The 13,134-nt window shown below is 62.2% G+C and carries 15 protein-coding genes; all 15 read left to right on the forward strand.

The annotated features are described in order from the left end of the window. Positions 1-10: 10 nt before the first annotated feature. A complete protein-coding gene (locus AB7813_RS08345) occupies positions 11-523 on the forward strand; it encodes a terminase small subunit (RefSeq protein WP_441228967.1) in 513 nt (170 codons plus the stop codon). Then, positions 507-2,606 (forward strand): phage terminase large subunit family protein, encoded by a 2,100-nt coding sequence (locus AB7813_RS08350; protein ID WP_441228006.1) that lies wholly within the window; start codon positions 507-509, stop codon positions 2,604-2,606. The genes AB7813_RS08345 and AB7813_RS08350 overlap by 17 nt, the downstream gene beginning before the upstream one ends. Further along, positions 2,588-3,172, forward strand: a complete 585-nt coding sequence (locus AB7813_RS08355) for a hypothetical protein (RefSeq protein ID WP_441228007.1) — start codon at positions 2,588-2,590, stop codon at positions 3,170-3,172. Before AB7813_RS08350 ends, AB7813_RS08355 begins: the two co-directional genes overlap by 19 nt. Beyond that, the gene (locus tag AB7813_RS08360) at positions 3,169-4,734 is read left to right on the forward strand and encodes a phage portal protein (protein ID WP_441228008.1); all 1,566 of its coding nucleotides are present in this window, start codon (positions 3,169-3,171) and stop codon (positions 4,732-4,734) included. The genes AB7813_RS08355 and AB7813_RS08360 overlap by 4 nt, the downstream gene beginning before the upstream one ends. Continuing rightward, a complete protein-coding gene (locus AB7813_RS08365) occupies positions 4,734-6,767 on the forward strand; it encodes a phage major capsid protein (RefSeq protein WP_441228009.1) in 2,034 nt (677 codons plus the stop codon). Before AB7813_RS08360 ends, AB7813_RS08365 begins: the two co-directional genes overlap by 1 nt. Before the next feature lie 78 nt (positions 6,768-6,845). Continuing rightward, positions 6,846-7,157 (forward strand): hypothetical protein, encoded by a 312-nt coding sequence (locus AB7813_RS08370; RefSeq protein ID WP_441228010.1) that lies wholly within the window; start codon positions 6,846-6,848, stop codon positions 7,155-7,157. Beyond that, entirely contained in the window at positions 7,157-7,504 is a 348-nt protein-coding gene (locus tag AB7813_RS08375; RefSeq protein WP_441228011.1) for a head-tail joining protein, read from the forward strand. The genes AB7813_RS08370 and AB7813_RS08375 overlap by 1 nt, the downstream gene beginning before the upstream one ends. Continuing rightward, entirely contained in the window at positions 7,504-8,040 is a 537-nt protein-coding gene (locus AB7813_RS08380; protein ID WP_441228012.1) for a phage tail protein, read from the forward strand. The genes AB7813_RS08375 and AB7813_RS08380 overlap by 1 nt, the downstream gene beginning before the upstream one ends. After that, positions 8,025-8,624 (forward strand): hypothetical protein, encoded by a 600-nt coding sequence (locus AB7813_RS08385; protein WP_441228013.1) that lies wholly within the window; start codon positions 8,025-8,027, stop codon positions 8,622-8,624. The genes AB7813_RS08380 and AB7813_RS08385 overlap by 16 nt, the downstream gene beginning before the upstream one ends. After that, positions 8,621-9,280, forward strand: coding sequence for a phage baseplate assembly protein V (locus AB7813_RS08390; protein ID WP_441228014.1), 660 nt, complete (start codon positions 8,621-8,623; stop codon positions 9,278-9,280). The genes AB7813_RS08385 and AB7813_RS08390 overlap by 4 nt, the downstream gene beginning before the upstream one ends. A 51-nt stretch (positions 9,281-9,331) precedes the next feature. Continuing rightward, positions 9,332-9,670, forward strand: coding sequence for a GPW/gp25 family protein (locus AB7813_RS08395; RefSeq protein WP_441228015.1), 339 nt, complete (start codon positions 9,332-9,334; stop codon positions 9,668-9,670). Then, positions 9,670-10,575: a baseplate assembly protein gene (locus tag AB7813_RS08400; RefSeq protein ID WP_441228016.1), complete on the forward strand. Its 906-nt coding sequence runs from the start codon at positions 9,670-9,672 to the stop codon at positions 10,573-10,575. Before AB7813_RS08395 ends, AB7813_RS08400 begins: the two co-directional genes overlap by 1 nt. Then, entirely contained in the window at positions 10,568-11,191 is a 624-nt protein-coding gene (locus AB7813_RS08405; RefSeq protein ID WP_441228017.1) for a phage tail protein I, read from the forward strand. Before AB7813_RS08400 ends, AB7813_RS08405 begins: the two co-directional genes overlap by 8 nt. 17 nt (positions 11,192-11,208) lie before the next feature. Continuing rightward, positions 11,209-12,603 carry a phage tail protein gene (locus AB7813_RS08410; RefSeq protein WP_441228018.1) on the forward strand — a complete coding sequence of 465 codons (1,395 nt, stop codon included), beginning with the start codon at positions 11,209-11,211 and terminating at the stop codon, positions 12,601-12,603. Between the two features lie 3 nt (positions 12,604-12,606). Beyond that, positions 12,607-13,071, forward strand: coding sequence for a hypothetical protein (locus AB7813_RS08415; protein WP_441228019.1), 465 nt, complete (start codon positions 12,607-12,609; stop codon positions 13,069-13,071). The last annotated feature ends 63 nt before the right edge of the window (positions 13,072-13,134 follow it).

Below are 13,134 nucleotides of genomic sequence, written 5' to 3' on the forward strand. Positions count from 1 at the left end.
CGTGGCCGCGATGGCTGGCGTAAAACTGAACCGTTCCGGCCTAGCCGAACACATGGGCGTATCGCTTCCCACCGTTGATAGGTGGGTGAAAGATGGCATGCCCGTGGTGCAGCGTGGCGCGCGCGGCGTTGAATGGACTTTCGACCTTTCGGAAGTAATACGGTGGTACGCCCAGCGGCAGGTGGAAGCGGCCGGCGGCGCCGTCGATGACCTGGCGGAAATCGAGAAACGCACGGCCCGCGCCAAGATGGAGCGCGCCGAACTTGAACTGGCCCAGGCGCGCGGCCAGGTGGCGCCCATTGCCGAATTCCAGCGTGTGCAATCGTCCATGATGGCAGTCATCCGGCAAAACATCATGAACGTGCCTACTCGCGCCGTGCTTCAGCTGCTGGGCTGCACCGATGAAATGACTTTCAAACAGAAGCTGCGCGCCGAACTTGTCCTGGCGCTGGAACAGTCCGCCAGCGCGGACCTAGACGTGGACGACGAAGACGACGCGCCGGACGATGACACAAGCCACTGAACAGTTTTCGAACCTGGAAGCCGTGCTGACGGCCCAGCGTTCCGCCGCCGTCAACCTGGTGCCGCCGCCGGACATGCTGCCGTCCGTGTGGGCCGAAAAGAATGTGCGTATCCCCATCGGTAACGCCATCCCTGGCCCGATCAATTTCGATAACGCGCCGATGCAGCGCGGCATCCTGGACACCATCAAGGAACCCGGCATCCGCCGCATGGACCTGATGCTGGGCGCGCAGCTGGGGAAGACGACGGTTCTACAGTGCGTCACCGGCTATCACATCGCCCACGAACCGCGCAGCCAGATAATGGCGCAGCCGTCCGAAGGCGACATGGCGACGTTTCAAGAAACGAAGCTGAAACCGATGTTGGAAGCCAACCCGGCCATCGCCAAGAAAATGGCGAAGCCGCGCGGGCGCCACGGCGTGAACAACAGCCGCATGATTTCGTACATCGGCGGATGGCTGATGTTCAGCTGGGCGGGAAGCCCGAAGACGGCGCGCGGGCGTTCGGCGCCACTGACGCAAGCCGACGAAGTGGACGGTTACGACACCACGGCCGAAGGCGATTTCTTGGAACTGCTGGCACAGCGTAGCGCGACGTTTGGCGACGACCGCCTGGACATCCGCAGCAGCACGCCCGTGGACCTGGAAACAAGCCGCATCTACAAAGGATTCCTGGCCGGCGACCAGCGGCGCTATTACGTGAAGTGCCCGCACTGCGAATTCCCGCAATACTTCAAATGGGAAAACGTGCGCTGGGATGGGCGCCAGTCCACCAGCGTGGAAGACGCCGAAAAGGATGTGGGCGTAGAGCATGAACCGACGACGGCGCGCTATCTGTGCGCTGATCCCGAATGCGGCACGCTGTGGGATGACGGCGAACGCATCATGGCCATCCGCGAGGCCGCCGCACAAGGCGCCGGGTGGATCGCCACTAGGCCATTCAAGGGGCACGCATCATTCCACGCGCCTGAAATGGCATCGACGTTCCGGCGCCTGCGCGACATTGTGCAGTCCTACTTGGACAAGCTGACGCTGGGCGACTTGCAGTCATTCGTCAACGTGTCGCTGGGCTGGCCGTTCGCCGCTGGTGAAAAGGCGGACCCGGACGGCCTGCTGAAGCGGCGCGAGGAATACGCGGCCCAGGTGCCGATGGGTGGCCTGTGGCTGTCCATGGGCGTGGACATGCAGGACGACCGCCTGGAATACGAAATCGTCGCCTGGGGCGTCGGTGAAGAATCGTGGTCCGTCGAACGCGGCGTGATTTGGGGTGACCCGCTGCTGCCCGACGTGTGGAACGACCTGGAAGCCGTCGAGGCGCAGACGTTCCAGCATGAAAGCGGCGCCACGCTGCGCATCGAAGGCACATGCGTGGACACCGGCGGCACGGGCGGCATGACGGCGGCGGCATACGCCTGGCTGCAAGGCAAGACGGGCCGCCGCATCTTCGGCATCAAGGGCCTGGGCGGCTGGGGCATCCCCATTGTTGAAAAGCCGCACCGCAAACAAACCGGCAAAAAGAAATCGAAGTTCACCGACCTATTCCGCGTCGGCGTCGATGAAGCGAAGCTGGTTGTTATGCGCCGCCTGGCGCAGATGAAAGTTGGACCAGGCTATTGCCACTTCCCGCTGGCGGATGATTGGAACGAAGAATTTTTCAAGCAGCTGACTGCCGAACGCCTGGTGGTGCGCTACTCGAAAGGCCAGCCCGTGCGCGAGTGGCACAAGAACGACCGCGACCGCAACGAAGCGCTAGACTGCCGCGTGTACGCATACGCCGCGCTGAAAATCATGCAGCCAGTGTTTAAACGCCTTGCTTTGCGGCTGTCGCAGCGTGTCGCGCCGGCACAGCGGCCAGCGACGACAACGCCCGCAGCGACAAAGGAATGGAGCGCGAAGGTTGCCGACACAGCGGTGAAGCTTCACGACACGCTGAAGGCAATGCAACAGCACGCGAACGACAACAAGGCGCCCCAGGAAATCCCCCAGGAGGAACGCCAGGCGCAACAGCAGCAAAATCCAGACAATGCCCGTCCAAAACGCCGTTTTTCCGGCGGAAATAAAAGGAATTGGGCCAAACACTGGTAAAAATGGCCTGCTGCGAACCTCAAAATCAGTATCTACCCGCGAGCGCTACCGCCGGCCTTCCCTTCCAGGCCACGGTGGCGCTTGCCGACTATCCGGCGCCGGCATGGACGTTGACCGCGTACATCCGCGGCCCGAAGTCCATCGACCTGACGGCCAGCGCAAGCGCAGGCGCGCATCTGTTCGCAGCTGATGCAGCAACGACCGCAGAATGGCCCGCCGGCCAGTATTGGTATGCGCTGCGCGCGTCAAACGCCGGCCAGCTGGTGGAAATCGAGCGCGGGCAGATCAACATCGCGCCCGACCTGGCAACCGCTGCTGACGGATACGACGGCCGAAGCGCGAACCAAATCGCGCTGGACGCTATCAACGCAGTGCTGGCAAAGCGCGCGACGCTGGACCAGGAACGCTACCGCATCAACAACCGCGAGCTTTACCGAACGTCCATCAAAGACCTGCTGACGCTCAAATCGTACTACGCCACCGCTGTGCGCAATGAAAACGCGTGCAAGTCCGGCGGCAAGCGGCGTTTTGGCCGTCCCATCCACGTTCACTTCAGCCCGCGATGAAACTGTTTCCCTTCCTGCGCCGAAGCGGCGCCGTCACCGCGCCCGCTTCCATCGACGCGCCGCGCCGCAAGCGTTCGTATTTCATGGGCAACCCGCTGGGCGGCATGTTCAAGGCATCCGCCGTCACCGAGCGTGATAAGTGGTCTTCCTTCCCGGTGTCGCCCGATCAATTCATTTCGCTGCGCCAGCCTGTCCTGGTGGCGCGCTCGCGTGAACAGTGGTCGAACAACGACTACGTGAAAGGGTTCATCCGCCGCGTGCGCCAGAACATCGTTGGCCGCCACGGCATCACGATGCACGCCCGCGTGAAGCTGCCGCGCGGCAAGCTGGACACCGACACCAACGCCGCGATTGATAGCGCCTGGAAAGATTGGGGCGCCACCGGCAATTGCGATGTCACCGGGACGATGACGTGGCGCCAGCTTCAGGTGCTGGCCATCGAAACGGCGGCGCGCGATGGCGAATTCATTTTCCGTGAAATCTACGGCGACGACGCAGGCCCCTATGGTTACGCATTGCAGGCCATCGACCCGCAACGCCTGCCGGTGAGCTATGAGAATTCGCAGTATGGCAAGGATGGTTCGTTCATCCGCCATGGAATCGAGTTCAACAAATACGGGCGGCCCGTCGCGTACCATTTCAGCAGCACCGACGAATGGGACGCGAATTATTACTTGATCGCTGGGCGCGGGTTCGTGCGCGTTCCGGCAGAACAAATCATCCACGGTTTCGTGAAAGAAATGGTGGGCCAGCGGCGCGGCATCCCGTGGGCCAGCACGGCACTGTTTCGCCTGCACCACCTGGCTGGCTTCGAAGATGCCGCCGTGCAGAATGCGCGCGCTGGTGCGTCGCAGATGGGTTTCATCCAATGGGAGGCAGGCTTCGGTCCTGAGTGCGAGGAAGGCGACGACGTAGCCGGCAGCATAGACGCTGAACCGCTGTCGTTCCACGAACTGCCCGAAGGCGCGAAACTTGCCGAGTTCAAGCCGCAGTATCCCAACGGCGAGTTTGAACGCTTCCACAAAGCCATGCTGCGCGGCGCGGCCACCGGCATGGGCACGGCGTACAACCCCATCGCCAACGACCTGGAAGGCGTGAACTATTCCAGCATCCGCCAGGGCGCGCTTGATGAGCGTGACAACTGGATGGAATGCCAACAGTGGCTGGTGGAAGTCCTGTGCGAGCGCGTGCATTCGTCCTGGTTCAAAGTGCAGCTGCTGCGCCAGTCAATCGTCGCCAAGGGCAAGCCGCTGGACGCCGCCGCCCTGGTGCGGCTGTCGCCGCGCCACTGGCAGCCGCGCCGATGGGATTGGATTGATCCGAAGTCCGACGTTACCGCGAACGTGACGGCGGTGCGCGGCGGGTTCAAGTCCATCAGCGAAGTGATACGCGAACGCGGGCGCGACCCCGCCGAAGTCTTCGCGGAAATCGCGGACGATTACGAACAGATGGTGGCGGCGAAGCTGCCGGAAGATTTCATCAATGTGATTTTCGGCATTCTGCCGGCGCCCGAACCGGCGCCCAGCAAAGCCGATGAATCTGTGGCCAAGGAACCGAAATAGTGAGCACCGAAACCATGCGGCCCCGTGGCCTGATGACGCGCGACGCCAGCGGCGCCGGCACCGCGAAGGTGGCCGAAATGTTGGTGCGCCTGCGCGGCGCGACCGAACCGCACCGCCGTGAAGCGACTGTGGTTCAGGATTCCATCGACGTGGAAGCGCGCACGGTGGAATTGTCGTTTTCCAGCGAAATCGAATACCCGCGTTATTGGGGCATCGAAGTCCTGGGCCACGATGCGCACGAAGTTGACCTGTCCCGCCTGTCGAACAAAGCCGCTCTGCTGTGGATGCACGACTGGCGCGACCAGCGCGGCGTGGTGGAGTCGGTGCGCATCGACGGCGACCGCAAGGGCCGCGCCGTCGTTCGATTTAGCAAATCCGCCGCTGGTGAACAGCTGTTCCAGGACATCATCGACGGCATCGTTACGAAGGTGTCCGTTGGCTACACCATCGACGGCATCAAGCTGGCGGAAGAACGCGAAAACACCGACGTGTACCGCGTCACCAGCTGGACGCCCTACGAAATCAGCATGGTGTCCGTGCCCGCCGACGACACCGTGGGCGTGGGCCGCAATGCGGAAATCCCCCAGGAGGAACGCGGCGCGAAGCCGGCGGACAATTCAGCCAGCATCAAACAATCCGCCACAGCGCGAGTACAAACCGAGGACCACCCGAACATGAAATATCGCACTTTCCGCGACGCCCAAGGCAATCTGTGCCGCGTTGCTGTGGACGATGCCGGCAACGATGTTGGCGCCGTCGAAATCACGGAGCGTGCCGCCAGCGCCGAAAGCGTGCAGGCCGCCGAACAGCGCGGCTTGACCGCCGAACGCCAGCGCGTCACCGACCTGACCGCGTTGGGCAAGACGTACAACTGCGCCGAAAAGGCCATGCAGTTCATCGGCGAAGGCAAGACCGCCGAAGACCTGCGCCGCGTCCTGCTGGACGACCTGGCCCGCGAGCGCGGCAACAAGCCCCTGTCCGAACAGAACAAGGGCGCCGACATCGGCATGACCGACAAGGAAGTGCGCCAGTTCAGCATCATGCGCGCCATTCGCGCCATGGCCGACCCGCGGAATCAGGACTACCAGAAGGCCGCCGCCTTCGAACTGGAATGCTCGCGCGCCGCTGCCGACGCCTACGGCAAATCGCCAAAGGGCATCATCATCCCCAACGACGTGCTGGGCCGCGCCTTCAGCACGACCAACCCCAGCGGCGGCCCCGGCGCGAACATCGTCGCCACCGAACTGCTGGCCGGTTCGTTCATCGAACTGCTGCGCAAGAAAGCCTGGGTGATGCGCCGCGCTCGCACGCTGGCGGGCCTGGTTGGCAACGTCGATATCCCGCGCCAGAACGCCAGCACGCAGGCGTATTGGGTGGGTGAAGGTGGCGCCCCCACCGCGTCGGAACCCGGCGTGGACCAGATCGCGTTCACGCCCAAGACCGTGGGCGCGTACACCGACATCACCCGCCGGCTGATGCTGCAATCGACGCCGGACGCCGAAGCCCTGGTGCGCGACGACCTGCTGAAAGTCATGGCGCTGGAAATCGACCGCGTGGCCATCTACGGCACCGGCACCACCAACCAGCCGCGCGGCGTGAAGAACATCACCGGCATCAACGCCGTGACGTTCGCCGGCACCAACCCCACGTTTGCCGAACTGGTGGACATGGAAACGCAAATTGCGCTGGACGACGCCGACGTGGACGCCATGTCGTATTCGTTCAACGCGGGCATGCGCGGCTACATGAAAACCGCGCTGAAATTCCCCGACACTGCCGCGAGCGGCACGATTTGGGAACCCGGCAAGACCGTGAACGGCTACGAAACCAACGTTTCGAACCAGATCGCGGCCGGTGATGCGTTCTTCGGCAACTGGCAAGACCTGGTGATTGCCATGTGGGGCGGCCTGGAATTGACCGTTGACCCCTACAGCCTGTCCACCAGCGGCGGCCTGCGCCTGGTTGCCTTGCAGGACGTGGACATGAACGTGCGTCACGTTCAGAGCTTCACCTACGGCGTGAAGGCGCCCTAAGCCGGCGGCACACTGAAGTAAGGCACAGCGGGCCGCCCTGATACGGCGGCCCGTTTCACAATCGACTGAGGAACAGGCATGCAAGAACTTTTCAAACTGAAGCTGACCGCCGCTGTTGTGCTGGGCGGCCTGGTGCATCGCGCGGGCGCGCTGGTGGAAGTGGTGGAAGCCACGGCAAAAGACCTGCTGCGCCGTGGCAAAGCCGTGCTGCACGAAGTGGAAGCCGACCTGGGCATGAGCGAAAGCGACGACGACAGCGCGCCGCCCGCGCCGGCTGAACCCGCGCCCGCGCCCGAAGTCGCCGCGCCGGCCGCGACCACCCCGCCCGTTGTTTCGCCCGTTGACGACGACGCCGCGACCGCCGCGAAGTCGAAAGCCAAGGCCAAGTAATGCCGGCGCCGTCCTGGGAAAACCTGGACGACTTTTTGCAGCCTGAAAGCGGCGGGGATTTCGCAATTCTCGCCGCTATCACTTTGCAGGGTACGGGCCAGGTTCTGTATGTGCACGGCATCTTTGATGACCCGTATCTAAACGCGCAGCTGGGCGAGTACGAAGCCGACACCAGCGCGCCGCGATTCACATGCAAGGAAGTCGATGTGCCCGATGTCGATCGCGGCGACTACTGGCAACAGGTGGACGAAAAGACGCGCGCGCCCATCGGTGACCGCTTCAGCATCATGACGCAGCCGCAGCAGGACGGCACCGGCATTGCCATTCTGCACATGGAGCCGATGTAATGGCGATGGTGGACCTGGACCTGTCCGCGATGGGCATTCAGGAAGTCATCAGCGACCTGAACGCAACAGAGCAACAGACCGAACGCGCGCTGAAATCCACGCTGGTGAAAATGGCTGCGTGGCTGAAGACGCGTTCAATTCGCGGCCTGTCCCAGGCGTTGGAGATCCAGCAAAAGCTTTTGCGGCGGCGCCTGAAGACGTTCAAGCTTCGAAAATCGGGCGACGGGCAAAGCATCACCGTGTGGTACGGCCTGGACCAAATCGCGCTGATTTATATGCGCCCGAAGAAACGAGCCAGGGGCGTAAGCGCAGACGGAAACCGATACGTTCCCGGCGGGTTCATCGCCAAGGGCCGCAACGGCGCGCAGCAAGTGTTTAAACGCAGAGGCAAAGAACGCCTGCCGCTGGACAAGGAAACCGCCGCCATCCAGGACCAGGCCAACACCTTCCTGGAAGACAAGCTGATAGGCGCGCAGGAATTCGAAACGCAATTCATGAAAGTGTTTGAACGGGAATTGAAGTGGCGAACGCGATAACCAACGTTGACCTGGCGGACCTGCACGACGCCATTGTGCGCGACATCCAGGCGCAATTCCCTGCGCTGAAAATCGTGCAGTTCTACCGTGAAGAAACAGACCGCGAGGCGCCGAAGCCGGAAGAACTGCCGGCGTGCCTGCTGTCACTGTGTGAAATGGAGCCGGCGCCCGACGTGGACCCAGGCACCGAACAGCTGGCGGTGCATGCGCGTTTCGAAGCACGCCTGATAGTCGGATTCCGCACGCCCCAAGCGAAACTGGAAGTGCGCAAGCTGGCGGGCGCCTTCGCTGCGTGGCTGCGCCTGCGCCGTTGGTCCCATCCGAACCCGACGAAGGACGGCCAAACGCTGCCCACCGGCCCCGCCTACGTCATCAGCATCATGCCTGATGATTTCTCGCCAGTGCTGGACCGCTTCGAAGTGTGGACGGTGGAATGGCTGCAAGACACCGTGCACCTGGGAAACACCATCTGGACGGACGAAGGCATGACGCCTGGGCATCCGATGTACAGCTGGCTTCCCGACATCGGCACCGGCAACGAAGACAAATACCAGCCGGCAATCCCTGACGCGGGGGCGCAATGAGCAACTACGCGATGACGGACACCGACCGGCGCCTGGCCAACGTCTTCACCATTGGCACAGTGGCATCGGTGGACCCTTCCAGCGGCGTGGCCACGGTTAAGCTGGGCGATGCGACAACCGACAGCATCCCGTGGATGACGCAGCGCGCGGGCGGTGATCGCACCTGGTGGGCGCCTGAAGTTGGCGAACAGGTTGTGGTGGCAGCAGTCAGCGGCGACCTGTCGCAAGGCATCATCCTGGGCAGCTTGTACCAGGACGCGCACGCAGAGCCGGCGGATAGCCTGGATGTTCACCGCACCGTCTACAACGACGGCACCACGGTGGAATACGACCGCGCCGCGCATAAATACACCATCGACGTGTCCGCGAGCGCGGGCAGCGTTGTGGTGATTTGCAAGACGGCGGAAATCCAGGCCGCCGAAAGCGTGACGGTGGACAGCCCGCAATCGCACTTCACTGGCATGGTAACGATTGACGGCCTGCTGACGTGGAAGGGCGGCCAGAAAGGTTCAGGCGGGGCCGATGGCGTCACGTCTGAAATTTCCGGCCCCGTGAATTTCAAGGATGGCCCGCTGACGCACGAAGGCGTCACCATCGACAGCACGCACGTTCACCATGAAAACGGCGAAGGCAGCGACACCGGCACGCCGCACTGATCGGAAATCCCCCAGGAGGAAGCCCAACACCATGCTGGCCACAATGTCAGCATGGACGGCACCAACGCGACGACCGGCAAGAGCCTGGGCGGGATTGAACATCTTCGCCAATCCACCCGGGACATTCTCACGACGCCGATAGGCAGCCGTGTGATGCGACGCGACTATGGAAGCCGGCTGTTCGAATTGGTGGACGCGCCGATGAACCGCACCACCATCACGGACATTTACGCGGCCACTGTCGAAGCGCTGATGCGATGGGAGCCGCGCATACAGGTGACGCAAGTAACGCTGGCGAGCGCAGCGCCTGGCGATGTCGCCTTAGACCTGACCGGCAATTACCTGCCGGACGGCCAGCAAATCACGCTTGACGGAATCGTTATCCAATAATGGCCGGCGCCTTTACTGCTGTTGACCTGTCGCAGCTTCCCTTCCCCGATGCTGTCGAAACGCTGGATTACGAAACGATCCTGGCGGCGATGCTTGCGGACCTGCAAGCGCGAGATACGACGTTCACCGCCCTGGTGGAATCGGACCCAGCTTACAAGATTCTGGAAGTCGCCGCGTACCGCGAAACGCTGCTGCGCCAACGTGTGAATGAAGCCGTGAAGGCTATCACGCTGGCCTACGCAACCGGCGCCGACCTGGACAACATCGCCGCCAACTACGACACCGAACGCCTGGTGATACAGCCGGCGGACAACACGACCATTCCGCCGACGCCGGAAATCCTGGAATCCGATGCAGACCTGCGCCGCCGCGTGCAGCTGTCGTTCGAAGGCTTCAGCACGGCGGGGCCTGAAGGCGCCTACATCTATCACGCGCTGGGTGCCGATGCGCGCGTGCTGGATGTCAGCGTATACGGGCCGCCGGAAACGCCTGGCGTGGTGCAAGTCGCTGTGCTGTCGCGCAACGGCACAGGAGTGGCCGAACCCGACCTGATAGCGGCGGTGAATACTACGCTGTCCGCCGAAGACGTGCGCCCGCTTACCGACAACGTGGAAGTAAGTTCCGCCAACATCGTGAATTACACGGTGGCCGCCACGCTGAAGTTTTACGCCGGACCCGACCAGGAAGTGGTCATGCAGGCCGCCAGCGATGCGCTGGATGCTTACATCGAAAAAAATCACCGCATGGCGCGTGATGTCACAATTGCCGGCATTCACGCGGCGCTGTTCCAGGAAGGCGTGCAGGATGTCATTCTGGCCGCGCCCACGGTCAACGTGGTGGCCAATTGGAATCAGGCCACCTATTGCACCAGCGTGACGCTGACCAATGGGGGCATCGGTGAGTGATCCCGTAACCCTGTTGCCGCCGAACGCGACCGACCAGGAACGCGCCATCGACCTGGCCACCGCGCGCCTGGCGGATATGCCTGTGCCTGTGCGTGATGCGTGGAATCCAGACACATGCCCCGCGCAACTGCTGCCATGGCTTGCCTGGGCGTTCAGCGTTGACGAATGGCAAAACGATTGGACCGAAGCGCAAAAGCGCGGCGTCATCAAAAATTCGCTGTACGTGCACAAGCACAAAGGCACGCTGTCGGCGCTGCGTGGCGCGCTCGCGCCGCTGGGCTACACCATCAACATCATCGAATGGTACGCCGACACGCCCGTGGGCGAACCCTACACGTTCCGCCTGGAAGTCATCGTGTCCGACCAGGGCGTGGATGACGGGCTGTACGACCGCGTGACGCGCATCATCAATACGTACAAGAACGTGCGTTCGCAGATGGTGGCGCTGACGCTGAAAGGCGAAGTGCGCGGCACGGCTTACATCGCGGCGGCGATGATGTCCGGCGTCAGTACGATTGTTTACCCCTACCAACCCGACGACGTGGGCGTGGACGGCGCGCTGTATTTCGCCCTGGGCGAACAGTCCGCCGACACCGTGGCGGTTTATCCGTCCTGATTACCAAGGAAGAAAACGTGGCATCCACCTATTTCACACTGTTGACGAAAGCCGGCCAGGCGCAAATCGCAAACGCCGTTGCGACGGGGCAAACCGTCGAATGGACCGCCATGGCCGTGGGCGATGGCAACGGCAACCCAACCACGCCGAACGAAAACCAAACCGCGCTGGTGCGCGAGCGATACCGGGCGCAAATCAACCAGCTGACGGTGGACCCCGACAATCCGAACTACATGATTGCGGAGCTTGTCATTCCCACGGATGTGGGCGGCTGGGTGGTCTATGAAGTCGGCGTGTTCAATTCTGCCGGCGACATGGTAGCGGTGGCGAATTTCCCGGCCACCTACAAGCCGCAGATTTCCGAAGGGTCCGGCCGCGACCTGGTGGTGCGTATCGTCATCCTGGTGTCGAATAGCAGCACGGTGACGCTGAAGATTGACCCTGCCATTGTGCTGGCCAGCCAGAAATGGGTGGCCGACAATTATCTGCTGCGCGCCAAGGTGGCCGGCGGCACCACGGGCCAGGTGCTGGCGAAGACCGACAACAGCAGCGAAAATTTCCGTTGGGTGGACCCTACCGCCGCCGTCCAGGTGATTGTCGATGCGAAGACGGAGCGGCAGACGTTGGCCGCATCGCAAACCGTCGTCACGCTCGCAACGCTGACCACGCAGGCAATTGCCGTCTACATCGAAGGTGTGCGGCTTATCGAGTCGCTGGACTACACGAAGACCGACGCCACGCACATCACGCTGGCGCGTTCGTACCCGGCTGGCTACCGCGTCCACATGTATCAGAACGACCCCACCAGCACGATTGCCGACGCGTCGGAAACGGAGCGCGGGTTCACGACGCTGGCGACGACTGCCGAGGCCACGACGGGCACGAACAACACGCACACGATGACGCCGCTTAAGACCAAGCAGGCCATCACGGCGTCAGCTATCGGCATCGGGTATATGCTGGTAACGCATGAAACGTCATCCGGCGTTGCCGCTGGCGCATCGACGGCAAACACGTTCGTTGTACGCGTTCTGAACACGGTTCGTGCGAACACCATTACCGGCGCGTCGCTTTTGTCCAATCAAATCACGCTCCCTGCTGGCACTTACCGAATTCGCGCCAGCACTCCGGGCAACGGCGTGAACCTGCATAATGCACGCTTCTATAACGTGACGGATGCCGCTACGGTTATTATCGGCACATCCGAAAATACAACCTCATTGGCTGCAACCCCCAGCGAAACGACGCAGACGCGCTCCCATGTTGATGGGCGTATCACGATCACCGCAAACAATGTGTTTGAGCTTCGGCACTACTGCCAGGAAGCCGTGCCCACAAATGGCCTGGGTAGTGCCGTGAGTGCTGGCGGCAGTGAAGTCTATTCGATCGTCGAAATCATCAAAGAGGCATAACCGATGCTCTACGCATTCATTGACGAAGCCGGCCGGATAACTTCGGCACACAACGACGACACCGTGAGCGAACTTCCCGAAGGCGCCGTGGCGCTTTCAGATGCGCAGTTCGAAACGCGTTTTGACCTGCGCTACAGCGGCGGTGAATTCATCGTTGACCCGCTGGAACCGCCCGTGCCCGACCCGTCCGTCATCGCCGCCGGCAAGGTTGCTGTTGTTCAGAAATTCATGGACGACGAAGCGCGCAAGCTGAACTATGACGACATCGCAACGGCGGTGACGTATGCCGACGAACCGGCGGTGCCGAAATTCCAGGCTGAAGGCCAGGCGTTCCGCGCTTGGCGCAGCCTTGTATGGGCAACCTGCTATCAAATCCTGGACGACGTGAACGCCGGAAATCGGGCCATTCCCGAAGACGCCGAACTTATCGCCGCCCTGCCTGCGCTGGAAATCCCGGCGTCATCGTAAGCGAGAATTCCCGCACGCCTGTTTGCCACCCTTCGGGGTGGCTTTTTTTATCGGAAATCCCCC

The sequence above is a fragment of the Tardiphaga sp. 20_F10_N6_6 genome (genome assembly GCF_052076045.1).
GTDB classification, from domain to species: Bacteria; Pseudomonadota; Alphaproteobacteria; order Rhizobiales; family Xanthobacteraceae; genus Tardiphaga; species Tardiphaga robiniae.

What these genes read in the sequence shown, in the direction of transcription:
- AB7813_RS08360 (WP_441228008.1), top strand. Translation starts at nt 3,169, where the DNA reads ATGAAACTGTTTCCCTTCCTGCGCCGAAGCGGCGCCGTCACCGCGCCC.
- AB7813_RS08395 (WP_441228015.1), top strand. Translation starts at nt 9,332, where the DNA reads ATGGACGGCACCAACGCGACGACCGGCAAGAGCCTGGGCGGGATTGAA.
- AB7813_RS08380 (WP_441228012.1), top strand. Translation starts at nt 7,504, where the DNA reads ATGGCGATGGTGGACCTGGACCTGTCCGCGATGGGCATTCAGGAAGTC.
- AB7813_RS08400 (WP_441228016.1), top strand. Translation starts at nt 9,670, where the DNA reads ATGGCCGGCGCCTTTACTGCTGTTGACCTGTCGCAGCTTCCCTTCCCC.
- AB7813_RS08390 (WP_441228014.1), top strand. Translation starts at nt 8,621, where the DNA reads ATGAGCAACTACGCGATGACGGACACCGACCGGCGCCTGGCCAACGTC.
- AB7813_RS08370 (WP_441228010.1), top strand. Translation starts at nt 6,846, where the DNA reads ATGCAAGAACTTTTCAAACTGAAGCTGACCGCCGCTGTTGTGCTGGGC.
- AB7813_RS08350 (WP_441228006.1), top strand. Translation starts at nt 507, where the DNA reads ATGACACAAGCCACTGAACAGTTTTCGAACCTGGAAGCCGTGCTGACG.
- AB7813_RS08415 (WP_441228019.1), top strand. Translation starts at nt 12,607, where the DNA reads ATGCTCTACGCATTCATTGACGAAGCCGGCCGGATAACTTCGGCACAC.
- AB7813_RS08375 (WP_441228011.1), top strand. Translation starts at nt 7,157, where the DNA reads ATGCCGGCGCCGTCCTGGGAAAACCTGGACGACTTTTTGCAGCCTGAA.
- AB7813_RS08345 (WP_441228967.1), top strand. Translation starts at nt 11, where the DNA reads ATGGCTGGCGTAAAACTGAACCGTTCCGGCCTAGCCGAACACATGGGC.